The sequence below is a fragment of the Sphingomonas sp. genome, assembly GCF_036677245.1.
Classification (GTDB): domain Bacteria; phylum Pseudomonadota; class Alphaproteobacteria; order Sphingomonadales; family Sphingomonadaceae; genus Allosphingosinicella.
In genome coordinates this window covers 1-22,574 of the sequence record NZ_JAKFCG010000083.1, presented here as the reverse complement: position 1 = coordinate 22,574, position 22,574 = coordinate 1, and the positions used below count along the sequence as shown (strand labels likewise).

Genomic DNA, 22,574 nt, shown 5'->3' with positions numbered 1-22,574 from the left:
AATATCGGCCGGACCTGTGACCAGAACATTGGGGGCGAAGAATGTCGGCACCGCGCAAGCTCAGAGCGACGGCAATGGCGTCGCGCTGGCGCAGGCGGCGGATGTGCGTGCTGATCGCCGGCCAGCCGATGCCCGCGGCCTTGCGTACGGTCTCGGCGACCGGCGCCACGCTCGAGACCAACGCCCGCCCCTCGCTCGGCAGCGCGGTCGAGCTTCATCATCCCGACGCCGGCGCGATCGCCGGCATCGTACGCGCGGTCTCGAACGGCGGCGTCGAGATCGGCTTCGCCTGCGGCGAACATTCGGTCGCCTTCGCGCTCGCCGCGATCACCTCCGACATGAGCCGGCCAGCCTGAAGTGATTTCAAGTCAGGGGGAACCACCTGACGACTCGGAAATCACGGAAAACAAGGAACTTTAGCCTCAATCCCGGTTCAACCAATCGGGATTGGGGCTAAACCTCCCATTCGGCCCGGGCGTAGCCCTGGGCGTAGAGCAAGGCGCCAAGGTCGCAATGCTCGATCCGCGCCGCCGCCGCGGCGGCGGTCTTCGGCTTGGCATGATAAGCGACGCCAAGCCCGGCCGCCTCGATCATCGGAATGTCGTTGGCGCCGTCGCCCACCGCGAGCGCATCGGCAAGATCGATCTGCGCCGCGGCCGCGGCTTCGATCAAGGCCTGCTTCTTGGCCTGCGCCCCGACGATGGGGCGGGCGACGGTGCCGTCGAGCTTGCCGCCGGCGAGCCCTAGGCGGTTCGAGATGACGCGCTCGAAGCCGAGGTCGCGGCCGACCCGGTCCGCGAAATGGGTGAAGCCGCCCGAGACCAGCAAGGTGGTGGCGCCCTCGCGCCGCATCGTCCGCACGAGCGAGAGCGCACCGCCGCTGAGCTTGACCCGCTCGGCGTGGCAGCGCTCGATCATCTCCTCGCCGAGATCCTTGAGCAGCCCCACCCGCGCCTCGAGCGCCGCCTCAAAATCGAGCTCGCCGCGCATCGCGCGCTCGGTGATCTCGGCGATCTGCGGCTTGATCCCGGCATAATCGGCAAGCTCGTCAATGCATTCGATCGTGATCATCGTCGAATCCATGTCGGCGATCAGCAATTTCTTGCGCCGGCCGGCCTCGCCCTGAACGACAACGTCGACGCCGTCCAGCAGCCCTTCGAGCGTCGCGCGCGCGCGCTGCGGCGCGGTGGAAAAGAGCAGGTCGCAGGCGACATTGGCCTCGATCCAGCTCCGCCCGAAGCTGTGCACCCCGGCCGCGGCGAGCGCATCTTCAGCGCTCGAAATTTCGCCGCTCGAAAGCCGATCCTTTGCTATCAGCGTGGCAATGAACATCGATACCCCTTCGCCTGCGCCCCTCGCGGCGCCGCTGGCGCTTATCGCGGGGCCAACCGCCTCGGGCAAGTCGGCTTTGGCGCTCGCGCTCGCCGAAGCGGCAAACGGGGTGGTGATCAACGCCGACAGCGCGCAGGTCTATCGCGACCTCGCCATCCTCAGCGCGCGGCCGAGCGCGGCCGACGAAGCGAGGGCGCCGCACCGCCTCTACGGCACGCGCGACGGCGCAATCCCCTGCTCGGCGGCCGACTGGGCGGAGGATGCCCGCCACGCCGTGTTCGAGGCCCATCGCGCGGGCAAGCTGCCGATCCTGGTCGGCGGCACCGGGCTGTACCTCCGCACCCTGCTCGAAGGGATCGCGCCGGTGCCCGAGATCGATCCCGACATCCGCGCCGCGGTGCGCGCGATGCCGGTGTCGCACAGCTTCGAGGCGCTCCGGCGCGAGGACCCGGCGGCCGCGCAACGCCTGCGGCCGAGCGACACGACGCGGGTCGCCCGCGCGCTCGAAGTGGTGCGCTCGACCGGCACGCCGCTCGCCGACTGGCACCAGCATCGCAGCGGCGGCATCGCCGACCAGGTCTCGCTCCGCCCGCTGATCCTGCTCCCGCCGCGCGACTGGCTTATCCAACGATGCGACGAGCGCTTCGCCGAAATGATGCGCGAAGACGGGCTCGAGGAAGTCCGGCGGCTGCTCGACCGCGACCTCAACCCCTTGCTGCCGGTGATGCGCGCGATCGGGGTGCGCGAGCTCGCCGCTTTGCTTACGGGCGAGGCGACGCCCGAGCAGGCGCTCAGGCAAGGCCAGGCCGCGACCCGCCAATATGCCAAGCGCCAATATACCTGGTTTTCGCGCCAACCTCCGGCCGACTGGCCGCGCCTGCGCGACCCGCTCGACGACGAGGCGGCCGTTGCCGTAGCTCTGGAGGCAGTCACACCCGGCTAGAGCGGAATGCGCGATACCTGGATCACGCATCCCGCTCTTATCCTCTGTTACCGCATCGTTTGCTGCGCAAAACCGGTTCCCACTTTTGCGCACGATGCTCTAGCTCCGCCGCGGGGTTCAGCCTTGCGCCGCCCCGAACATCGACTTCACCTTTTCGGCAGCGTCGTGGAGCATTCCGCGCGCCGATGCGGTGACGAGATCGCCCGCGCGGCCGCAAACCTCGCTGTCCCTGCGCTCGGTCCTAACGAGGTGGAGATAGGAGCTGTCATATTTGGCGACCTTCTGCAGCCCCTGAGGGTCGAGGATGATCAGCACCTTGCCATGCAGGTCGATCAGCCCGTCCGCGCGGAGCTGCTGGATCATGCGGTTGACGTGGACCGGGGTCATGCCGGTGGCATCGGCCAGTTCTTCCTGCGTCAGCAGGAACGGGATGCTGTTGTCGGTCGTCTCGCCGACGATGCGATAGCGGATCAACATCTCGCACATCAGATGGGCGATGCGCTCGACCGATGTGCGACTGCCATGGTCGACGATCCATTCGCGAAGCACGGCTGAATCGGTCATCGTGCTCCACCACAAAGCCTTGGTCAGGGTGGTCGACTCGGTCAGCAGCCCCTCGATGATCTTGGCGGGAATGAGGACGCAGACGGTGTCCGTCAAAGCGACGATGTCATGGTCCATGCCTTCGAGGATGAACACCTCGACATCGCAGAGATCGCCAGGGACCAGCAGCGCCATGAACTGCCGGGCGCCGCTGCGAAGCGTCTTCGATCGCGCCGCGAGCCCGGTGAGGACAAGGTGGATGTCGTCGACCTTCTCGCCTTGGCGGACGATGTCCCGCCCCCGCGCGTAGCTTTTCGTCGGGTAGCTCAGCAATTGCTCCAGGCGCTGCCGCTCTTCCGGATCGAAGCGGGTGAATTGCTCCAGCTTCATCGTCAGCGGGTTTGCCATGGCGATCTCCACTCCTGAGCGGAAAGCCGGAACGCAAGGCTAACCTAGGTTCCTTGTTGATTTACATCATAGGATAAGGTGGGGCCACTCCAAAGGAATAGCCGAGGCGGGTGCGCTATCTGCCCGATTGCTGCGGCTCGAGGTGGAGGTAGCGCTGGTTGAAATCGGCGATCGTGCGCAGGCGATTCCAGTCGGGAAAGCTGATGTTGCGCTTGGTGCGCTGGATGAGCCCCTCGGCTTCGAGCGTCTTCAACGTCCGATTGACGTGCACCGGGGTCAGGCCGAGCGCATCCGCGAGCTGCTCCTGCGTCATCGGCAGCTCATAGCCATATTCGTCCGCCAATCCTTGGGCTTCGAGGCGAACGCCGAGCTCGCAAAGAACGTGCGCCAACCGGCTGCGCGAATTGCGCCGGCCGACGTTGAGGACCCATTCGCGGAAAATCGACGCCTCGACGAGGATCTTCACCAATATGGCATGGCCGACGGCGGCGCGGCCGCGGGCGAGATCCTGCATGGCGGCGCGCGGCACGAATGCGACCTCACCCCGGGTCAGCATCTGGATGCTGTGATCGGAGACGTCGAGGAACAGATTCTGAAAGTCGAGCGCGTCGCCGGGGATGTGGATGGCAATGATCTGCCTTGCGCCATCGCCGGTGAGCTTCTGGCGAAAGGCGAAACCGGAGACCAGGACGGTGCAAAATTCGGGCGAGTCCGCCTCGCGGACGATATAGGTGGAAGCCTCGAGCGTGCGCAACGTGAACGGCAGTGCCAGCACCGCCTCACGATCCTTTTTGGGCAGGTGCGAACGCAGCTGGAGGTTGCGCACGAGCAGCTCCAGAGGATGATTGGCGCGTTCCACGAGATACTCCCACTTGCGAAGGGCGGGAGCACCAGGTCTCTCTCAGTCGCCAAAGCCCAGAACAGCGTTTTGGCGATGGCCCACCATAACACATGGCGGCAAGCGCCACTCAACAAATGTTCTAAAAGTTTATCATAAACTTATGATTGCTTCCGCTTATCTGCTATGGTCGCTTCACCGTCGAACTGGCCGTGGGCCTCACCGGCTGAGGGCCTCGTGCTCCCGCCCGAGATGCGAGCTGATATGACGCTTTATTATTTCCACCTGCGCGACGGCATCGACATCCTGATCGACGAGGAAGGAAGGCGGCTCGAAGGCCTCGCCTCGGTCGTGCAAGCTGCTCTCCTCGAAGCGCGATCGATCATCAGCGCCGATGCCCAGGCCGGGCACATCAGGCTGGACCAGCGTATCGACGTCGAGGACGAAGCGCGCACCATCGTCCACACGATCGAATTTGCGGATGCGATAACGATCGTTCCAGCCGGCTTACGCTAGACTCAATCCCGGTTTGATTGAACCGGAATTGAGTCTAATTCTCTTTGTTTTCCGTGATTTTCCGAGTCGTCAGGTGTTCCACCTGACTTGAAATCACTAGCGAACTTGAACAGAGCCCGATCAAGCCCGCGACATCGACCAGGCTCACGACGCTGCAATCCAGTCGCGCGGCTCAGCCATCCACGCGCACGGTCTCGCTAAACGGCAGTTCGAGCACGCGGCGGCCGTGCTCATCCTCGACCTCGAGGATGGTGGCGAGCGGCAGGCTGCCCCTCAATATCTCGTCGGCAATGATCGATCGGGCGCCGCATGTCGCGGCGGTTCTGACCGCGTCGATGCAGCCAAGCTCGAGCCCCTCGTGGTCGACGACATAACCCCCGGGCTCGCGGAGGTGAAAGAAGTAACGCATACATCCCCCTTAAAAAGGACGACGTCCCCTAGCACCGCCTTCAGCGCCGATCCTTATCGCAGGTTCCACGACCGGTGACTTTCCTAGGTTAAGCGGGCCGCGTCCACATTTGGTAGGGCGTGAGCGGCTATCGCTCCATGCGGGACTTGCGCATGCGCAAGGTGGCCACCAGACCCGATTGGTTCCATTCATAGTCGAGCGCGCCGCCGAATTGGCTTTGAATGCTGCGCAGGATCATCTTGCTGCCGAACCCCTGCATCTCCGGCCGCCGATCGATCGCCGGCCCGCCGCTCTCCGCCCAGATCAGGTACAGATCATCGTCTTCAGTGCGGCCGGAGATGTCGAGCGTCCCGGCGGCCACGGACAGCGCGCCATGCTTCACCGAATTGGTGGCGAGTTCGTGGACGACCATGGCCAGGGTCGTGGCGGCCGATTCTCCAACGCCCATGCGCGGGACGGCAACGCGGATCCTCCCGGAGAAGGCGCCGCTGTCCTCATAGGGCGACAACAGGATTGCGAGCAGATCACCGAGCAGCGCCGCAGTGCCTTGATGGCCCGGGAGCGGCCTGACCAGATCGTGCGCCCGGCCCAGCGACGTGAGGCGCTGCATCAACTCGCGCGTCATGTCCTCGATCGATCCCGCCGAGCGCGAAGTGAGCTCGGTCAACCCAGCAGCGATCGCCAGCAGGTTCTTGACGCGGTGGCTCATTTCCCCGGCGAGCAGCTCGCTTCCCTCTTCGGCCTGCTTGCGGCCGGTCACGTCGAGGAAGATGCCGAACATCGACCGCTCGACGATGCCTGCATCGGCGCCCTGCCCGCGCGCCGAGACCCAGCGTATGTCGTCGCCGATCATGATGCGGAAATCGATCTCATAGGAACCGGCGACCGACCGCGTCGCTTCGAACGCGGCGCGAACGCGGTCGCGATCAGCCGGATGGATATGCGCGGACAATTCCTCGAATTCGACGCTTGCCGCCCACGGCAGGCCCCACAAGTCGAATGCCCGCTCGTCCATCGCGAAGCGGCCGTCATCGACGTTCCACGACCACAAGGCGACGCATGCCGCGTCGATCGCGAGGCGAAGATGGTCAGGGCCCCAAACCTGGAGCGGGGAGTCTCCTGCGAACAAGTGGGTTCCTCGAAAGGCTGGCATGACTGAGCGCCGGTGTTCGGTGGGCACATCCGGCGGACCAATCGCAACTAGGCCAATTCGCGGCCCGTGGCTACGCCCGTAACGATCGCGCGCCTCCGCCAATTTGGCGCCATCCGTTGTTGCGCTGGACCGCGGTCGCGATACGCTGCCGGTTGCAGAGTCGGGGGGACGGAATGCGCAACCAGACATGGATCATCGCGGCGCTCGCCGGAATTTGTGTTGCTGCGACCGCGGCACATGGCGCGGCACAGGGCGCCGCCCAGGGGACGTCGGCCCCCACCCCGTCGTCGGCCCCGAAATCTTCGGCTCCCAAATCTTCTGCCGCCGCTTTCGGCGCGCGCGAAGGCGTCGGACATATCGACATCTCGCCGGATGGCAGCAGGGTCGTTTATCTCTCGCCCGGTCCGGGCCGCTCGACCGAGGTCTATGTCGCGAGCCTCGCCGACGGCGCACCGACGCTGGTGACACGATCGAGCGGCGATCCGGAACGGCTGGCCTGGTGCGCGTTCGTCAGCAACGATCGCCTGATCTGCCGTGTCGGCGGGATGGTCAACTCCGCGGGCCTGCTGCTCCCATTCTCGCGGCTGCTCGCCATCGACACCGACGGCAGGAACGCCAAACAGCTCGGCCAAAGCAGCAGCTCCTACGACGCCGGCATCCGCCAGTATGACGGCAACATCATCGATTGGCTTCCCGACGAAAACGGCGCGGTGCTGATGGCGCGCGAATATGTCCCCGAGGCCGGCAAGACCGGCAGCAATATCGTCCGTCGCGAAGACGGGCTCGGCGTCGACCGCATCGACGTGCGGTCGATGAAGGTGACCAGGGTCGAAGGCGCGATGAGGAACGCCGATTTGTTCATCAGCGACGGCCGGGGAAAAGTTCGCATCAAAAGATTTCGCCCGGTCCGCGCAAGCACCGGCATGCTCGTCTCGCGGGTGGACTATCACTATCGCAAGTCGGACTCCGACGCCTGGCTGCCATTCTCGACATGGCAGGAACGCGGCGGACAGGTCGGTGCGGAGATGGAGCCGATCGCGGTCGATGCGACCACCAACTCGGCCTATGTCCTCAAGAATCTCGACGGGCGGAAGGCGCTTTATCGGGTCAAGCTGGACGGTTCGATGGCCACCGAGCTGGTCTACAAGAACGACAGGGTCGACGTCGACGGGGTCGTGCGGATCGGACGCGGCGCCCGGGTGATCGGGGCGACCTTCGCCGAGGAACGGCGGGACGTCATCTATTTCGATCCCGAATTCGCGAAGCTCGCCGGCGCGCTCGGAAAAGCCATCCCCAATCTGCCGCTGGTCAAGTTCGTCGCGTCGTCGCGGGATAACAACAAATTGCTGATCTTCGCCGGAAGCGATACCGATCCGGGTCGCTATTTCGTCTACGACAAGGCGAAGCGCACGCTCAACGAGACGATGCTGGCGCGCCCCGAGCTCGAGAATGTGGCGCTCGCGAAGGTCAGGCCGATATCCTATCCGGCCGAGGACGGCACGGCGATCCCGGCCTATCTCACCATCCCGCCCGGCAAGGAGAATGCGAAAGGCTTGCCGGCGGTGGTGCTCCCCCACGGCGGGCCGAGCGCGCGCGACGAATGGGGCTTCGACTGGCTGGCGCAATTCCTCGCCCACCAGGGCTATGCCGTGCTCCAGCCCAATTACCGCGGCTCGGCCGGGTTCGGCGACGCCTGGCTCAAGACCAATGGCTTCAAGAGCTGGCGGACGTCGATCGGCGACGTCACCGCGGCCGGCCGCTGGCTGGTGGCGCAGGGCCTCGCGGATCCCGCCAGGCTGGCGATCGTCGGCTGGTCCTATGGCGGCTATGCCGCGCTGCAATCGGCGATCCTGCAGCCGGATCTGTTCAAGGCCGTGGTCGCGATCGCGCCGGTCACCGATCTCGGGCTCGTCAAGAACGAGGCGCAGGACTACACCCACGGGAATCTCGTCGCCGAAGAGGTCGGCTCGGGCCCGCACATCCGCGAAGGCTCGCCGCTCCAGAATGCCGAGCGGATCAAGGTGCCGGTGCTGATGTTCCACGGCGACATGGACATCAACGTCGGGGTCCAGCAGGCGCGCAAGATGGACTCGAAGCTGCGCTCGCTCGGCGCGAAAAGCGAGCTCATCGTCTACAAAGGGCTCGAGCACGATCTCGACGATTCCCGCGCCCGCACCGACATGCTCGGCAAGATCGCCTCGTTCCTCACCGCCAGCGGAAACTAGAGCGGACTGCACGATATCGGGATCATGCATCCCGCTCTAATCGTTTGTTACCGCATCGTTTTCTGCGCAAAACCGGTTCCCACTTTTGCGCACGATCCTCTAGAGTCTGATCCATCCATGTTGAAGCGTAACCCGAGTTTCTGAGGTAGGCGGCGCACTCGTGGGGTGGGAAGGCGACTTTCCCAAGGATCGCTTGGATGCCAGCCTGCGCTGGCAGGACGGGATTGGGCAGGACCGTCGCCGCCAACCGCACTTCCTGCCCACCGGCGGCCTTGAGCCCCCTACCCCGTCACCCCAGCGAAAGCTGGGGTCCATGCGATGCTCGCATATGCGCAATAATGACCACATGCTCCAGCCAGCAGGTTGAATCACGACTCAACCACCTTCGGAATCCCCAATTGATTCAGGGCAGATGATTCAGACTCTAGACGCGGCCGACGACGGCGATCAGCGGATCGCCCTGCCTCCCGTCGGCGAGAACATGCGCCATCACTGACGAAAAGCCGGCGCGCTCGAAATAGAGGCGGAGCAGCGCGGCACGACCCTGGAGATCGAGCGACCGCCAGACCGCGACCGACTTGGTCGGGAAGGTGCGGTTGGAAAAACTGACGACGAATGGCGCGCCCGGCCGGAGCAGGCGGCGCACGTCGCCGAAGACTTCGACCGGTCTCTGAAGATATTGGACGCTGACGCAGCACAAGGCGGCGTCGCAGCCGCCGTCGGGGAGCGGCAATATCGGGTCGCGGTTGAGATCCTGGACGAACCATCGCGTCAGCCGCGGATTGGCGGCCAGTTCCTGCGCGTTCATGCCGTGGCCGATGACCTCGGCCAGCGGCAGATCCTCCGGCAGGTGGCTCACCCAGCTCGACATCAGATCGAGCACCACCCCGTCCTTCGGCACGATCGACCGGTAGAAATCGCTCAGCGCCGCGATCGCGCCGGCGTCGATATGGGTCACCAGCCGCGGCGGTGCGTAGAACACCACATCGTCGCTCTCGTCGATCCTCGAGAAGGCGTTTGGGGGAAGTTCGGGTAGCGCCGCATTGGTGACGTGGATTGGCTCGCGCGCCGGTCCGGCATCGCCTGCGAAGAGCCGAAACAGACCTGCGCGGCCATGGTCGGGATCAGATGGGGGCTGCGTCATTCGCGAAACGCTACCCTGGCGATGGGCCGTCGGCAATCGAGGGCGGCCCAGCGGGCGGCGGCTGCCGCCCCCCTGAGTTCGCGCAGGCTTTCACGACTGCGTTCAGGAGTCGATCGTCGCGTCGGTCGCGGCGGCGCTCGATCCGGTGAGCGCCTTCACCACGAAATCGCGGCCGAGCCGCAGGCCGTCGGGATCGACGCTGTGGGCGAGGCCGGGCGAGACGTGCGTGGCGACGTCCACCCCCAGCCGCCGCAGCTCGGCTTCGGCGGCGTGGAGCGCGGAGACCGGCACGATCGGATCGGCCGAGCCGTGGACGAGCAGCACCGGCGGCGTGGTGATCGCTTGGTGGGACAGCTCGGCGGTGCCGGTGATGGCGCCCGAATAGCCGACGATCGCGGCCAGCTGGCGTTCGCGGCGAAGGCCGACGTGGAGCGCCATCATCGTCCCCTGGCTGAAGCCGACCAGCGCCAGATCCGCCTCGGTGAGGCCATATTGCTCGAGCTTCCTCGCGATGAAGTCGTCGATCGCCGGCGCCGCGGCGGCGGCACCCGCGGCCAGCGCCTGCGGCGTGAACACCGCAAGCTCCCACCATTGAAAGCCCGATGCGACGCCGCCACACCGCTGCGGCGCGTTGGGCGCAAGGAACAAGGCGTCGGGCAACGCCTGCCGCCAGTGCGGCGCCAGCGAGATCATGTCGGCGCCGTTGGAGCCGTAGCCATGGAGGAGCATCACGATCTGCTTGGGCGCTCCGCCGGACAAGGGTTGCAGGCTGGAGCCGTTGACGATCTTCAATCCACTCTCACTCGATCAGGGGTTCAGTCGCCAGCATGTGGTGGTCACCTCGCGGTAAATCCAGCCTGCCTGTGCGCGTTCGATCGCCAAGCAGAGGCAGGATCGCTGATCGTGATGAACTTCGGATTGCCCATACTGCTCGACCGTTGGTGGAGCCCGTGCGCTAAGTGTGGGCCGGGGGTGTGTAAATAGCTTTCAGTCATGACGCCGCGACCGGCGATCGCTTATTGATCCGTTTGAGTCGTCTGCCCAGGCAGCGATGAACGGAATGACCAACGCGGGCCCCGGAAAACGCTCTTTTCAGGACCTCCGACGATCTCGCTTCCTGCCTCGATATTTGCGTAGCAATCGCCGCGATTATGAGTGATTATCCACCTTCTCATCGGGCAGGAAAAAGGGGCCCGATGGATTTAGGAGACCGGGGATGAGGGGAATAATCTTGTTCGCGCTTACCGCCGCATTGGCGGCTTGTGGAGAAAGCGAAGAAAGCGCTCCGGCGCCGATCGATACGTCACGGCAGTTGACCTTGCTCAACTTCACCGGAGAGAATGGCAAGCCGAATTGCCGCTTCATCGGCACGTTCCAGAACACGGGCAGACTTCCCATCGAGTCCGGACAAGTCACGATCGACATACTCAACAACGGCGGCCGATCGCTCGGAGCCCATTCGGCGCTGCTCGATGTCCGGCCGCTGCCGGTTGGCGCGACGTCGTCGTTCACGAGCGACGTGACCTGCCAAAAGGGCAAGCTGACCGGGAGCGGCGTCGATTCCGCCAATGCGAGCGCGATCAACGTCATCATGTGATCGCCCGATCGGCGGCGCGGGACGCCCGGGACGAGCTTGACGTAGACGGGCGCAAGCCCGAGCGCGCCGGCGCGTTGTCCTTGGTTATCGAAGGCTCATAACCGCGTCCCGTGGGCGCCGGTGAGCTGCCGACACGGGGTCCGCGTCGCTTATTTCCGTCCGAACAATTTCTCGATGTCGCCGTGGCCGAGCTTCACCCAGGTCGGCCGGCCATGGTTGCACTGGCCGGAGTGCGGGGTCACTTCCATCTCGCGGAGCAGCGCGTTCATCTCGGCGACCGCGAGGATGCGGCCGGCGCGGACCGAGCCGTGGCAGGCCATCGTCGCGGCGACATGGTCGAGCCGTTCCTTGAGGCTCAAGGCCTCGTCATAAGCGGCGAGCTCGTCGGCGAGATCGGTGACCAGGCCTTTGACGTCGCCGTTGCCGAGCAGCGCCGGGGTTGCGCGCACCAGCATCGCCTTGGCGCCGAAGCGTTCGAGCTCGAGCCCGAATTCGGCAAGCTCCGCCAGCCGCGCCTCGAGCCGGTCGCAGGCCGGCTCATCGAGCTCGACGACCTCGGGCAGCAGCAGGGCCTGGCGCGCGACGCCGCCATTGGCCATCGCCTTGCGCATCCGCTCGAGCACCAGACGTTCGTGGGCGGCATGCTGGTCGACGATCACCAGCCCGTCGTCGGCTTCGGCGACGATATAGGTGGCGGCAACCTGGCCGCGCGCGACGCCGAGCGGATAGCTCCCGCCAGGGAGCGGTGGGTCGCGCGCAACCTCGCCGCGCGCGGCCGGTGGCGGCGCGTAAGCGGCATGATCGTCCCAGACGCTGCGCTGCGCCGGCGGACGGATGAAATTGGTGCCGGAGCCTGGGCCCGAGCCCGTGTGCATCGGCTGCGGCGCGAACGGCTCCTGCCGCCACTGGCCGAGCGCCGCCGCCGACGGTTGCTGGGCGCTGCGGTGACCGGCGGTGTCGAGCGCGTGGCGCAGCCCGCCGACGATCAGGCCGCGGATGTTGGCCGGGTCGCGGAAGCGCACCTCGGTCTTGGCGGGGTGGACGTTGACGTCGACCTCGTCGCCGGCAAGCTCGACGAACAAGGCGACGATCGGATGGCGGTCGCGCGCGAGCATGTCCTGATAGGCGGCGCGGACCGCGCCGATCAGCAGCCGGTCCTTGACCGGCCGGCCGTTGACGAACAGGAATTGATGGTCGGCGACGCCGCGATTGAAGGTCGGCAGGCCGGCGACGCCGCCGAGCCGGGCGCCGCCGCGCTCGTAATCGACGCCGATGCTGTTGTCGGCGAGGCCGCGGTCGGTCAGCCCCGCGACGCGGGCGGGGCGATCCTCGCTCGGCTGCACCGCGAGGCTGCGCCGCCCGTCATGATCGACCGTGAAGCCGATATCGGGCCGCGCCATCGCCAGGCGCTTGACGACATCGAGGCAGGCGGCGAATTCGGAGCGCGCCGAGCGCAGGAACTTGCGCCGCGCCGGCACCTTGGCGAACAGATCCTCGACGCAGATGCGCGTGCCGGGCGGGAGTGCCGCCGGCCCCTCGCCTTCCAACCGACCGTTGTCGACCAGCCGCATCCAGCCGTCGGCGCCGCGCACCCGGCTTTCGAGCCGCAGCCGCGCGACGCTGGCGATCGACGGCAGCGCCTCGCCGCGAAAGCCAAGGGTGGTGACCTGGTCGATCGCTTCGCCCGGCAACTTGGAGGTCGCGTGCCGCTCGAGCGCGAGCGCCATTTCATCGGCGCTCATGCCGCACGCGTCGTCGCTGACCTCGATGCGATCCACGCCGCCGCCGGCCAATGTGATCGCGATCCGCGTGGCACCAGCGTCGATCGCATTTTCGACCAGTTCCTTGAGCGCGCTCGCCGGCCGCTCGACCACTTCGCCGGCGGCAATGCGGTTGACGAGATGTTCAGGAAGTCGGCGTATCGACATCGCCTGATCATAGACCAAGCCGCATCGCTCTGCGAGGCGGTAAGTGTTTGTGGACGCAGGAGGCGGTGTGACCGTATAGAGCAACCATGGTTAACGCCGGGGGGCTTTCCGGCACCGCGAATCAAGGAAGCGAGACCTCGCCAATGTCATTTTTCCGGTTTCTCAAATTCCCTTCGCACGACATGGCCATCGATCTCGGGACGGCGAACACGGTGGTCTACGTCCGCGGCCGCGGCGTGGTGCTGAACGAGCCCTCGGTGGTCGCGATCGAGACGATCAACGGCGTCAAGCGGGTCAAGGCGGTCGGCGACGACGCCAAGCTGATGATGGGCAAGACCCCCGACCAGATCGAGGCGATCCGGCCGCTGCGCGACGGCGTCATCGCCGACATCGATGTCGCCGAGCAGATGATCAAGCATTTCATCCAGAAGGTCCACGGCCCGCGCCGCTTCCCGCGCTGGCCCGAAATCGTGATCTGCGTCCCCTCGGGCTCGACCTCGGTCGAGCGCCGCGCGATTCGCGACGCCGCCTCGAACGCCGGCGCGCGCCAGGTGTGGCTGATCGAGGAGCCGATGGCGGCCGCGATCGGCGCCGACATGCCGGTCACCGAGCCGATCGGCTCGATGGTGGTCGACATCGGCGGCGGCACCACCGAGGTCGCCGTGCTCTCGCTGCGCGGTTTGGCCTACACCACCAGCGTGCGGGTCGGCGGCGACAAGATGGACGAGGCGATCTCCTCCTACGTCCGGCGCAACCACAACCTCCTGATCGGCGAAGCCACCGCCGAGCGGATCAAGCAGCAGGTCGGCACCGCCAAGCCGCCGGCCGACGGCGACGGCGCGATCGTCCACATCAAGGGCCGCGACCTCGTCAACGGCGTGCCCAAGGAGATCACGATCAACCAGCGCCAGATCGCCGAAGCTCTGTCGGAGCCGGTCGGGACGATCATCGAGGGCGTTCGCATCGCGCTCGAGAACACCGCACCCGAGCTCGCCGCCGACATCGTCGACCAGGGCATCGTCCTGACCGGCGGCGGCGCGTTGCTGCACGGCCTCGACGAAGTGCTGCGCGACGAGACGGGTTTGCCGGTCACGGTCGCGGACGATCCCCTCACCTGCGTTGCGCTCGGCACCGGCCGCGCGCTCGAGGAGGAGATTTTCCGCGGCGTGCTGCAGACCGCCTGAAGCAGGGCCGAGATAGGATATGGCGCCGCCTTCGACCCGGCGCCCGGGCTTTTCCCGCAGGGCGCAATTTGGACTGTTCATCGGCTATGTCGTTGCGGTCGCCGGAATCCTGTTCGCGGTGCTGCTGCTGATCATCGCGATGATCGATCCGCGCGGCTTCAGCGCGCTGCGCGGCGGCGCGCTCGATGCGACCGCGCCGTTGAGCGCCGGCGGCCGCACCGTTGTCCGCGGCGTCGCCAACAGTGGCGATACGATCGGCAATTATCTGTTCGCCGCCTCGCAGAACGCCCGGCTCAAGCGCGAGCTCGCGGCGACGCGGCGGACCTTGCTCCACGCGCGTGCGCTCGAGGTCGAGAACAAGCGCCTCAAGAGCCTGCTCGGCCTGTCGCACGAGCTCGACAATGAGGTCACCGCGGCGCGGATCATCGGCTCGAGCTACGCGTCGGCGCGCAGGCTCGCGACCCTCTCCGCCGGCTTCGCCAAGGGCGTCCGCGTCGGGCAGCCGGTGCGCGGGCCCGACGGGCTGATCGGCCGGGTGCTCGAGACCGGGCGTTTCGCGTCCCGGGTGCTGCTCGTCACCGACGGATCGAGCAACGTGCCGGTGCGGCTGGTGCGCGACGGCACGCCCGCGCTCGCCACCGGGCGCGGCGACGGCACGATCGACATCAAGCCGCTCGAAGTCGGCGCCAATCGCTTCCATCGCGGCGACGTGTTCGTGACCTCCGGAACCGGCGGCATCTATCCGCCCAACATCCCGGTCGCGGTGGTGTTCAGCACCACCCGCGACGATACGATCGCGCGTCCGATCGCCAATCCGGCGCGGGTCGATTATGCGATCGTCGAGGAGATCTACCAGGAAACCGCCGAGCGGCTCGAAGCGCCGCGCGAAGCCGCGGCCGAACCGGCACCGGAGCAGGCCCAGAGCCCGGCCCAGAGCGCCACGGCCCAAAGCGCCACGGTAACCGCCCGATGAGCCGGATCGCCGCCTCGCGCGCCGACGTGCGGATGCACCACGCCCGGCGCGAATATGTGCCGCTGATCACGACCATCGCCGCCTGCCTGCTGGCGGCGCTGCCGATCGTGGTCACCTCGCCGTTCATCCCGGATTTCGCGTTCCTGGTTCTGGTCGCGTGGCGGCTGCTGCGGCCCGAATTGTGGACGGCGACGACCGCGCTTCCGCTCGGCCTGTTCAACGACCTCGTCGCCGGCCATCCGCTCGGCCAGTCGATGGCGTTGTGGACCGCGACGTTCCTCGTCTTCGAGATGATGGACAGCCGGCTGGTGTGGCGCGACTATCTGATCGACTGGCTGGCCGCGACCCTGGCGATCCTGTTCTACACGTTCGGCTGCTGGTACATCGGCCGCAAGCTGGGCAGCGACATCAATTTCGTCGTGATGCTGCCGCAGATCGGGCTTTCGGTGCTCGCCTTCCCGGTCGTCGCCCGCATCATCCTGACCCTCGACCGATGGCGCCTGTCGCGATGAATCGACGCGGTTCCTCGATCATCACCGAGACTTCGCAAAGCTATACGTTCACGCGCCGCGCGCTCGTGCTCGGCGCCGGCCAGGCCGGGATCGCGGCGTTGCTCGCCGGGCGGATGGCGTGGATCTCGATCGCCGAGAACGAGCGCTACAAATTGATGGCGGAGAGCAACCGGGTCCAGCTGATGCTGGTGCCGCCGCGGCGCGGCTGGATCGTCGACCGCGCCGGCCAGCCGATCGCGATCAACCGCAGCGACTATCGCATCGATATCTTCAAGGACCAGATCGAGGATGCCGACAAGGTCATCGGGGAGCTGGCGCGCCTGCTCGAGCTTCCGGCGGACGAGGTCGAGCGGATCAAGGTCGAGCTCAAGCGCGCCGCCGGCTACCAGCCGGTGCCGGTCGCCGAGAATCTGAGCTTCGAGAAATATGCCGCGGTCACCGTCCGCCTGCCCGAGCTGCCCGGCGTCGCGCCGCTGCGCGGCTTCAGCCGCTTCTATCCGGACGGCGCCGCGGTCGGCCATCTCGTCGGCTATGTCGGCGCCGCCAACAAGGAAGAATATGAGAAGGAGAAGAACCCGCTGCTGATCACGCCCGGCTTCCGGATCGGCAAGGAAGGGCTCGAGAAGGTGATGGAGCAGAGGCTGCGCGGCAAGCCCGGCGCCAAGCGGCTCGAGGTCACCGCGCGCGGCAAATTGGTGCGCGAGCTTTCGACCCTGTCGGATACCAGCGGCGGCACCTTGCCGCTGACGATCGACGCCGGGCTGCAGGCCTATGCCGCGCGCCGAATGGGCGAGGAATCGGGATCGGTGGTGGTGCTCGATTGCCAGACCGGCGACCTGCTCTGCATGGCCTCGATGCCGGCCTACGATCCCAACAGCTTCTCCGACGGCATCAGCCAGAACGAATGGAAGATGCTGTCGCAGGACGAACGCCGGCCGCTGAACAACAAGACGTTGAACGCGCTCTACCCGCCCGGATCGACGTTGAAGCCGATGGCCGCGATGGCTTTGCTCGGCGCCGGCGTCGACCCCGAGGACATCGTCTATTGCGGCGGCGGCTATCAGCTCGGCAACCGCTTCTTCCGCTGCCTCGGCCGGCACGGGCCGATGAACCTCCACCGTGCGATCGCGCGCAGCTGCAACAGCTATTTCTACGCGATGGCGCACCGCGTCGGCTACGACACCATCGCAAAGATGGCGCGCAGCCTCGGGCTTGGCGAGAAATACGATCTGCCGGTCGTCTCGCAAAGCTACGGCACGGTCCCCGACAGCGCCTGGAAGAAGAAGAAATACAACCAGGAGTGGACCCATTCGGATTCATTGAACGCGGTGATCGGCCAGGGCTATGTGATCGTGAACCCGCTCCAGCTCGCGGTGATGGCGGCGCGGATCGCGTCCGGCCGACACGTCGAGCCGCGGCTGATCGGCAAGGGCAAGCCCGGCGAGCCCCTGCCCTTTGCCCCGGACCATTTCGACAAGGTCCGCCACGGCATGTGGGAGGTGGTCAACGGCGCCGGCACCGCGGGCCGCAGCAAGCTGGTCGTCCCCGGCATCGAGATGGGCGGCAAGACCGGCACCGCGCAGGTGCGGCGCATCGCCAGCGGCCAGCGCGGCCAGAGCGGCGACTGGAAATATCGCGACCACGGCCTGTTCGTGTTCTTCGCGCCGGTCGTCAACCCGCGATACGCGGGATCGGTGGTGATCGACCATGGCATGGGCGGCTCGCGCGCGGCGGCGCCGGTCGCCAAGGACGTGCTCACCTATTTGTTCGATCGGCCGCAGGCGATGGAATCGCTCGCCAAGCTCGAGGAAGGCTGGGGCGGAAGCATCGCCGAGCGGATGGAGCGCCGCGCCCAGCGCTGGCTTGCCGCCCAGCCACCCAAGGGCGCAGCACCTGGAACCCCGCCTAGCACTGGGCCGGCCCCCCCATCCACCGGCGGAGCCGCGACTCCGGCATGAGCACCAACTCGCTCGTTCCCGCGCCGATCGCGCATCTGCCGTGGCGGCTGATCTTCCTGGTCACTGCGATCGGGACGTTCGGCGCGCTCGTCCTCTATTCGGCGGCGGGCGGATCGCTGACTCCCTGGGCGCTGCCGCATGCGATGCGCTTCGTCGCGTTCATGGGGCTGGCGATCTGCCTGTCCTACCTGCGCCCGAGCCGCTTCAAGGCGATCGCCTTCCCGGCCTATGCGATCGTGCTGGTGCTGCTGATCCTGGTCGAGATCCTCGGTTTCGTCGGCGGCGGCGCGCAGCGCTGGATCAATCTCGGTTTCATCACCCTGCAGCCTTCCGAGCTGATGAAGCCGGTGATCATCCTTGCGGTCGCGGCCTTCTACGATCTGCTGCCCCCCGGCGAGATCCGCAAGTGGAGCGCGATCTGGCCGGCCGGCCTGCTGATCGGCATTCCCGCCTCCCTGATCCTGATCCAGCCCGATCTCGGCACGGCATCGATGGTGGTGTTCGGCGGGCTCACGATCATGTTCCTCGCCGGCCTGCCGCTGCGGCTGTTCATCGGCGGCCTGACCGCGGTGGTGATCATCATCCCGGTCGCATACAGCTTCCTGCACGATTACCAGCAGCGCCGAGTCACCATCTTCCTCGATCCCGAAGCCGATCCCTTGGGCGCGGGCTATCACATCAGCCAGTCGAAGATCGCGATCGGATCGGGCGGGCTGTTCGGCAAGGGCTTCCTCAACGGCACCCAGAGCCATCTCGATTATCTGCCCGAAGGCCATACCGACTTCGTCTTCGCGTCGATGGCCGAGGAATGGGGGCTGATGGGCGGGCTGTTCCTGATCGCCTGCTTCTTCCTGGTGATCCGCTGGGGCATCGCGGTCGCGCTCGACACCAAGGGCCGCTTCGAGCGGCTGACCGCCGCCGGCCTCACCACGACGATCTTCTTCTACGTCGCGATCAACCTGATGATGGTGATGGGCCTCGCGCCCGTGGTCGGCATCCCGCTGCCGCTCTTCTCCTACGGCGGCTCGGCGATGCTGACCGTGATGATGTGCCTGGGCGTGCTGATGGCGATCGACCGCGACAACCGCCGCGACAGCCGGCGGCGGTAGGCCCGGCGGACGTGAGGCCGCGCGCCCGCCGGCCGCCGCGCGCGGTGGACTGCGCCGCGGCCATTGCATCGCCGCCGAACGCATGGTAGCGGGCACGCCGCGCCGCAGCGGATCGACCCGCGGCGCCTGCCTCATCGGCATGGACGCATAGCTCAGTTGGTAGAGCAGCTGACTCTTAATCAGCGGGTCCCAGGTTCGAGCCCTGGTGCGTCCACCATATTTTCCTAGTAATTCGTTGCAACTGTTGTGATGAAACTTCAGATTTCGAAATCGGGACCGGGCCGGTCCCGCCACTAAAGTTCGAAAGCGCCACGGTAGGGCGCCGACTTGATCATGAGCGCGATGAGCGCGTTGCCCGCTTCTTGAACGAAGATCAGCAGTCACCATGTGCGTTTGGCGAAGGTGAAAGTCATGGCTAAGTTTAATATCGGGGATTTGGTGAAATCGAAGGCCGGCGGCCCGAAGATGGTAGTCGACCAGGTTTTTGAATGGCCGGGCGATGAAACAAGATACCACTGCATCTGGTGGGTTGGAAACAAGCGTCATCGAGAGCAGTTTGCTCACGGCGGCTTGGAGACCTGGAAGGATGATGCGGGGTGACGCCGGACGAAGCTGCGGCCTGGATCGCTAATGAGATTCGAGTGAACGATTATCTTGATCACGCCGAAGTCATCGCCCGCTTGGAGTCAGCGCATCCGGACCTCATTGCCTACAACGATCGTGGGAATCCTGTCGTCGCGCCGAGCGTGCTGAAGGCATTTAAGAAGTTGAACCCGCCCGACATAGTTTGGTCTCGATCAGGGTTGCATTGGCGCCTACGCGAGGCTGGGGATGAGCGGGGGCGCTTAGCGCCGTAGTTGGTCGAAAACACTACGCACCTCAAGCAAGCAGTTCGCGCGAGCGACTACTTAACCCAAATTTGCTTGCAGCGCCGGTCTCGCCGCTGCACTCACTCCGGCCGGAGGAACGATGAGCAGCGAGTTCGAAGGCCCATTTTTTCTTTTCCTAGGCGCCACGGCCCGAGAAGGCGTCACGGATAAGCTCATCACAGCGGGCGTGCCTTACAAGCGGAAGCAGCTCGAATCGAATGTGGAGAATTGGGACAAGATCGGGCGGTTCCTCGCAAACGAGAACCTAGCGGGCACCATTGCGAAGTTCACCAATCACACGTTCGGGGTGATGAACTCACGGTCCCACATCAATTATGTACCACAGATGCTCGAAGCGATAGCGCGCAATCCCCACATCGTCTTCATCCATGAGTCCTTTTTCACTGGCAAGCACACCTACGCCGATGATTATCTCGGCGGGATCGGTGGATGGGACGACCAGTTCTTCGGCAAGCTAGCGCCTGAGGTAAGATCTAAAATGGCCGACCTCATGGAGGCGGCCGGACTCAATATCGTTACCTACGCTCGAAACGCCGAACTAAGCGTCATCTCTTCTGAGTTTGTCGACGCCACGGCTCGCCATCTGCTGTTCAGGATCTACATGCCAAACGGTCGCATGTGGGCAGGCGAGGCGGAGAAGATACTCCAGCTCTTCCGTGATTATTTGAACCGCGTGAGCGGACTATCCGTGCGTCACGAGCAGTCGTCGACGCGTCACGGCGTTGTGTATGAGTTCTTCGGAGATCATACGCTGTCACCTTCCACGCTGCCGGAGCAGTTCGAGCAGTTCTCCCAATTCCTGGATGATTGCGCCAGGGACCCGGATGCCGCACACCAATCCCTCTCACGGTTGCACATCGACAACCGGTTGATCCACGACATCGTGGAACGCTACGCGAAAGAGGCTCGACGGCTGCAAATCGACCTTCGCCATGAGCGGGAGCGTAAGGTCCTTTCAATTCGGCACCGAATGGAGGCCGAGCTAGCGGACGAGGTTCGCTCACCTGCGGAGCTCGAAGCGGTTCAGCAACTCGTAGATGAAATCATTCCCCAGGCCACTGCTGTGTCGCCACTGACGCTCCTCGCGGCACCGACAGTTCAGGCCGGGTCGATAACCGTCAACCTCCAACCACAGATAATCTCACATGTAACAGGCATCGTTGCGCAAGAGGTTTCTGGGACCCAGAACTTTGGTCCGGAACCGGCACAGCTCCTAGAGCTCATTAGAATTCATGCGGGCTCAAAAGCGCCGGAGCTTACATCTTCCGTTTACGAGCTTGAAGACACGGACGCCAAGGCTGAGACGCGGATCACTGCCCGCCAGAAGCTAAAATCGTTTCTGTTCAAGTTGGGCGATAAGGCCAGCGGCGTCGCCCTCGGGGTGCTGCAATCCTATATCGAGAAAAAGATTGGGTTCTAGAGCCCTCGCGTGATTCCGAACGCGTGGTGATCGTATGCGTCCCACCCGTAGCAATCGGTGATGTGGCGATAAGCTCGCTCCAGACAGGCCTCGGCCAGTAGCACCATGTCTCCGAGGGCTTCATTCGTTAGCGAATGCACTTGTTCGGCGCGATGAACTATCCTGTGCCTCAACTCGACGAGTTGCTCCATCGCATCATAAATGCTGACGCGCCGACGGCGAAATGGGCGCCTGAGCTCTCCGCCCAGGTCGATCTTCGGATCGAGTTCTGCGAAATGGCGCCCCGCGATCGAAACTCGCTGCAGTGAGAAGCCTTGGGCGACGGCCGCTTCTATAGTCATACGCCCCTCCGATACCGCCTCCAGCTGCTCCGCGGATAGCCGCGCCCGCTTGAAGACCTGCTGCTTGCGCGGAGAATAGGCAAGCAGCGCGACGAAGGTGGATCGGAAGTAATCCTCAAGAATCGCGATTAAATACGGTATCGCCATATTGTTTGCGAAAATCTCCGGCTCCAGCGCAAGCTGGGACAAGTCGAGAGCGCTCACGCCGTGACTGCGTGGAGGGCGTTTAGCCTCTGGCTGTCGCCGTAGGAGCCTCTTGATTCTGTCTAGATTGGAGCGGGCTCGTGTGAACGCTTGGTAGCACCCCGATTGGGCCGGTGTGACGGGCGGCGCAAAGACGGAGAAGTACCGATTCTTGCCTTCGTCCGAACGAAAGTAACCACCGAACCGCTTCCGCAACTGCCTCAACACCTCGTTATGGACAGTCACGTCATAGCAGCCCGCCCAAATCCGAGTGCGAGTATCGACGCGGACCTCACCATGAGTTTCGGTGACAATCGCCCAAACGGGCTCCCATGAAAGATAGTCGCGCTCGTTGAAAAAGTAGAACTCGTAGGCCGTCTGGTCGCCCACCCGCGATCTGCCATTAGGCTCAAAGTCGAGCAGACGGAGGAACTCCTCCACATCCGCTCGGCGCGTACCGCGCGGTGGGTAGCTTGTCGCGTCCTGGCCCATTATCACTCCTGCCAAACAGCTCTAGTTATCACCGGGCGATTGCTGGAGTGTCAAAGGGCATTCAGCTGTGGCGATTTGGCGCGTCACTATCATTGCTGCGGTCATTTAGATCGTTTTTGGTTCCCTTGCCCGAGGTTTCCTTTTTTGCCGCTCTTCGTAGTGCAGAAAACTGCAGTTTGGCGAGTTGAAGCCGGAAATTCTAAATTAGAGTTCCCGGTTCGAGCCATGACGCGTTCACTAATTTTTTCAACCGGCTAAAGCGCGCTATCGGTTTTACGTAGCTGGCGGAAGCATCGCGGCCGACGCACCGTGACCGTGCTCTGGTGCTCGACAGGTCCGAGATCAGCCAAGCGGTGTCGCCGGAATAGCTCACGTCCGCCGGGGCACGGTCGCGGCGGCCGCGCGTTGGTTGTGGGTGGCGACCTTCTTCACCAGCGACACGCATTTCGGCGATCATCGCACGATCAATATCCATC

General features: G+C 65.0%; 23 protein-coding genes and 1 tRNA gene. 14 read left to right on the top strand and 10 right to left on the bottom strand.

The features are described from left to right. Positions 1 to 74: 74 nt before the first annotated feature. Positions 75 to 356: a hypothetical protein gene (locus V6M48_RS10130; RefSeq protein WP_332812421.1), complete on the top strand. Its 282-nt coding sequence runs from the start codon at positions 75 to 77 to the stop codon at positions 354 to 356. A 97-nt stretch (positions 357 to 453) separates the two neighbouring features. Here V6M48_RS10130 and serB read toward each other — a convergent pair whose 3' ends face one another. Then, positions 454 to 1,332, bottom strand: a complete 879-nt coding sequence (serB, locus tag V6M48_RS10125; RefSeq protein WP_332812420.1) for a phosphoserine phosphatase SerB — start codon at positions 1,330 to 1,332, stop codon at positions 454 to 456. Between serB and miaA the strand changes: the two genes are divergently transcribed. Next, on the top strand, positions 1,325 to 2,275 hold the full coding sequence (miaA, locus tag V6M48_RS10120) for a tRNA (adenosine(37)-N6)-dimethylallyltransferase MiaA (RefSeq protein WP_332812419.1): 951 nt from the start codon (positions 1,325 to 1,327) through the stop codon (positions 2,273 to 2,275). The two genes, serB and miaA, sit on opposite strands and share 8 nt — an antisense overlap. 117 nt (positions 2,276 to 2,392) lie before the next feature. Here miaA and V6M48_RS10115 read toward each other — a convergent pair whose 3' ends face one another. After that, complete coding sequence (locus V6M48_RS10115) at positions 2,393 to 3,226, bottom strand: Crp/Fnr family transcriptional regulator (protein ID WP_332812418.1); 834 nt, start codon at positions 3,224 to 3,226, stop codon at positions 2,393 to 2,395. A gap of 115 nt (positions 3,227 to 3,341) precedes the next feature. Further along, positions 3,342 to 4,085 (bottom strand): Crp/Fnr family transcriptional regulator, encoded by a 744-nt coding sequence (locus tag V6M48_RS10110; protein WP_332812417.1) that lies wholly within the window; start codon positions 4,083 to 4,085, stop codon positions 3,342 to 3,344. Between the two features lie 243 nt (positions 4,086 to 4,328). On the opposite strand from V6M48_RS10110, the gene V6M48_RS10105 reads away from it, so the two are divergent. Continuing rightward, complete coding sequence (locus tag V6M48_RS10105) at positions 4,329 to 4,580, top strand: DUF6894 family protein (protein ID WP_332812416.1); 252 nt, start codon at positions 4,329 to 4,331, stop codon at positions 4,578 to 4,580. A 172-nt stretch (positions 4,581 to 4,752) separates the two neighbouring features. On the opposite strand, the gene V6M48_RS10100 is transcribed toward V6M48_RS10105, so the two are convergent. Both V6M48_RS10100 and V6M48_RS10095 read right to left on the bottom strand, forming a co-directional pair. Further along, on the bottom strand, positions 4,753 to 4,989 hold the full coding sequence (locus tag V6M48_RS10100; RefSeq protein WP_332812415.1) for a DUF6894 family protein: 237 nt from the start codon (positions 4,987 to 4,989) through the stop codon (positions 4,753 to 4,755). A 127-nt stretch (positions 4,990 to 5,116) separates the two neighbouring features. Then, positions 5,117 to 6,118, bottom strand: coding sequence for a sensor histidine kinase (locus tag V6M48_RS10095; protein ID WP_332812414.1), 1,002 nt, complete (start codon positions 6,116 to 6,118; stop codon positions 5,117 to 5,119). A gap of 197 nt (positions 6,119 to 6,315) precedes the next feature. On the opposite strand from V6M48_RS10095, the gene V6M48_RS10090 reads away from it, so the two are divergent. Then, positions 6,316 to 8,367: a S9 family peptidase gene (locus V6M48_RS10090; RefSeq protein ID WP_332812413.1), complete on the top strand. Its 2,052-nt coding sequence runs from the start codon at positions 6,316 to 6,318 to the stop codon at positions 8,365 to 8,367. A 424-nt stretch (positions 8,368 to 8,791) separates the two neighbouring features. On the opposite strand, the gene V6M48_RS10085 is transcribed toward V6M48_RS10090, so the two are convergent. After that, positions 8,792 to 9,511: a class I SAM-dependent methyltransferase gene (locus V6M48_RS10085; RefSeq protein WP_332812412.1), complete on the bottom strand. Its 720-nt coding sequence runs from the start codon at positions 9,509 to 9,511 to the stop codon at positions 8,792 to 8,794. Between the two features lie 102 nt (positions 9,512 to 9,613). Further along, positions 9,614 to 10,303 (bottom strand): alpha/beta hydrolase, encoded by a 690-nt coding sequence (locus V6M48_RS10080; RefSeq protein ID WP_332812411.1) that lies wholly within the window; start codon positions 10,301 to 10,303, stop codon positions 9,614 to 9,616. Between the two features lie 424 nt (positions 10,304 to 10,727). Between V6M48_RS10080 and V6M48_RS10075 the strand changes: the two genes are divergently transcribed. Next, complete coding sequence (locus V6M48_RS10075; protein ID WP_332812410.1) at positions 10,728 to 11,108, top strand: hypothetical protein; 381 nt, start codon at positions 10,728 to 10,730, stop codon at positions 11,106 to 11,108. A gap of 149 nt (positions 11,109 to 11,257) precedes the next feature. Here the strand turns inward: V6M48_RS10075 and mutL are convergent, their stop codons facing one another. Beyond that, positions 11,258 to 13,036 (bottom strand): DNA mismatch repair endonuclease MutL, encoded by a 1,779-nt coding sequence (gene mutL / locus V6M48_RS10070; RefSeq protein ID WP_332812409.1) that lies wholly within the window; start codon positions 13,034 to 13,036, stop codon positions 11,258 to 11,260. 143 nt (positions 13,037 to 13,179) lie between these two features. On the opposite strand from mutL, the gene V6M48_RS10065 reads away from it, so the two are divergent. From V6M48_RS10065 to V6M48_RS10030, 9 genes are all read left to right on the top strand, one after another. Beyond that, positions 13,180 to 14,220 carry a rod shape-determining protein gene (locus V6M48_RS10065; RefSeq protein WP_332812408.1) on the top strand — a complete coding sequence of 347 codons (1,041 nt, stop codon included), beginning with the start codon at positions 13,180 to 13,182 and terminating at the stop codon, positions 14,218 to 14,220. Positions 14,221 to 14,239: 19 nt separating this feature from the next. Next, a complete protein-coding gene (mreC, locus tag V6M48_RS10060; RefSeq protein WP_332812407.1) occupies positions 14,240 to 15,193 on the top strand; it encodes a rod shape-determining protein MreC in 954 nt (317 codons plus the stop codon). Next, entirely contained in the window at positions 15,190 to 15,705 is a 516-nt protein-coding gene (gene mreD / locus V6M48_RS10055) for a rod shape-determining protein MreD (RefSeq protein ID WP_332812406.1), read from the top strand. The genes mreC and mreD overlap by 4 nt, the downstream gene beginning before the upstream one ends. Then, entirely contained in the window at positions 15,702 to 17,663 is a 1,962-nt protein-coding gene (gene mrdA, locus V6M48_RS10050; RefSeq protein WP_332812405.1) for a penicillin-binding protein 2, read from the top strand. Before mreD ends, mrdA begins: the two co-directional genes overlap by 4 nt. Then, the gene (gene rodA, locus V6M48_RS10045) at positions 17,660 to 18,772 is read left to right on the top strand and encodes a rod shape-determining protein RodA (protein WP_332812404.1); all 1,113 of its coding nucleotides are present in this window, start codon (positions 17,660 to 17,662) and stop codon (positions 18,770 to 18,772) included. Before mrdA ends, rodA begins: the two co-directional genes overlap by 4 nt. 141 nt (positions 18,773 to 18,913) lie before the next feature. Continuing rightward, positions 18,914 to 18,989 (top strand) — tRNA-Lys (locus tag V6M48_RS10040). A gap of 194 nt (positions 18,990 to 19,183) precedes the next feature. Continuing rightward, positions 19,184 to 19,372 (top strand): DUF2158 domain-containing protein, encoded by a 189-nt coding sequence (locus V6M48_RS10035; RefSeq protein WP_332812403.1) that lies wholly within the window; start codon positions 19,184 to 19,186, stop codon positions 19,370 to 19,372. Further along, positions 19,369 to 19,629, top strand: a complete 261-nt coding sequence (locus V6M48_RS12890; RefSeq protein WP_443019081.1) for a DUF6953 family protein — start codon at positions 19,369 to 19,371, stop codon at positions 19,627 to 19,629. The genes V6M48_RS10035 and V6M48_RS12890 overlap by 4 nt, the downstream gene beginning before the upstream one ends. 112 nt (positions 19,630 to 19,741) lie before the next feature. Then, positions 19,742 to 21,082: a hypothetical protein gene (locus V6M48_RS10030; protein WP_332812402.1), complete on the top strand. Its 1,341-nt coding sequence runs from the start codon at positions 19,742 to 19,744 to the stop codon at positions 21,080 to 21,082. Here V6M48_RS10030 and V6M48_RS10025 read toward each other — a convergent pair. Next, positions 21,079 to 21,627, bottom strand: a complete 549-nt coding sequence (locus V6M48_RS10025) for a hypothetical protein (RefSeq protein ID WP_332812401.1) — start codon at positions 21,625 to 21,627, stop codon at positions 21,079 to 21,081. The two genes, V6M48_RS10030 and V6M48_RS10025, sit on opposite strands and share 4 nt — an antisense overlap. Positions 21,628 to 22,297: 670 nt before the next feature. Then, positions 22,298 to 22,574 (bottom strand): hypothetical protein (locus tag V6M48_RS10020; RefSeq protein ID WP_332812400.1); only part of this gene is annotated, 277 nt, incomplete at its 5' end.

Bases quoted from the DNA above. Each gene is read 5' to 3' on its own strand.
- V6M48_RS10130 (WP_332812421.1), top strand. From the start codon at position 75: ATGGCGTCGCGCTGGCGCAGGCGGCGGATGTGCGTGCTGATCGCCGGC.
- miaA (WP_332812419.1), top strand. From the start codon at position 1,325: ATGAACATCGATACCCCTTCGCCTGCGCCCCTCGCGGCGCCGCTGGCG.
- serB (WP_332812420.1), bottom strand. From the start codon at position 1,332: ATGTTCATTGCCACGCTGATAGCAAAGGATCGGCTTTCGAGCGGCGAA.
- V6M48_RS10115 (WP_332812418.1), bottom strand. From the start codon at position 3,226: ATGGCAAACCCGCTGACGATGAAGCTGGAGCAATTCACCCGCTTCGAT.
- V6M48_RS10105 (WP_332812416.1), top strand. From the start codon at position 4,329: ATGACGCTTTATTATTTCCACCTGCGCGACGGCATCGACATCCTGATC.
- V6M48_RS10100 (WP_332812415.1), bottom strand. From the start codon at position 4,989: ATGCGTTACTTCTTTCACCTCCGCGAGCCCGGGGGTTATGTCGTCGAC.
- V6M48_RS10090 (WP_332812413.1), top strand. From the start codon at position 6,316: ATGCGCAACCAGACATGGATCATCGCGGCGCTCGCCGGAATTTGTGTT.
- V6M48_RS10085 (WP_332812412.1), bottom strand. From the start codon at position 9,511: ATGACGCAGCCCCCATCTGATCCCGACCATGGCCGCGCAGGTCTGTTT.
- V6M48_RS10075 (WP_332812410.1), top strand. From the start codon at position 10,728: ATGAGGGGAATAATCTTGTTCGCGCTTACCGCCGCATTGGCGGCTTGT.
- mutL (WP_332812409.1), bottom strand. From the start codon at position 13,036: ATGTCGATACGCCGACTTCCTGAACATCTCGTCAACCGCATTGCCGCC.
- V6M48_RS10065 (WP_332812408.1), top strand. From the start codon at position 13,180: ATGTCATTTTTCCGGTTTCTCAAATTCCCTTCGCACGACATGGCCATC.
- mreC (WP_332812407.1), top strand. From the start codon at position 14,240: ATGGCGCCGCCTTCGACCCGGCGCCCGGGCTTTTCCCGCAGGGCGCAA.
- mreD (WP_332812406.1), top strand. From the start codon at position 15,190: ATGAGCCGGATCGCCGCCTCGCGCGCCGACGTGCGGATGCACCACGCC.
- mrdA (WP_332812405.1), top strand. From the start codon at position 15,702: ATGAATCGACGCGGTTCCTCGATCATCACCGAGACTTCGCAAAGCTAT.
- rodA (WP_332812404.1), top strand. From the start codon at position 17,660: ATGAGCACCAACTCGCTCGTTCCCGCGCCGATCGCGCATCTGCCGTGG.
- V6M48_RS10035 (WP_332812403.1), top strand. From the start codon at position 19,184: ATGGCTAAGTTTAATATCGGGGATTTGGTGAAATCGAAGGCCGGCGGC.
- V6M48_RS10030 (WP_332812402.1), top strand. From the start codon at position 19,742: ATGAGCAGCGAGTTCGAAGGCCCATTTTTTCTTTTCCTAGGCGCCACG.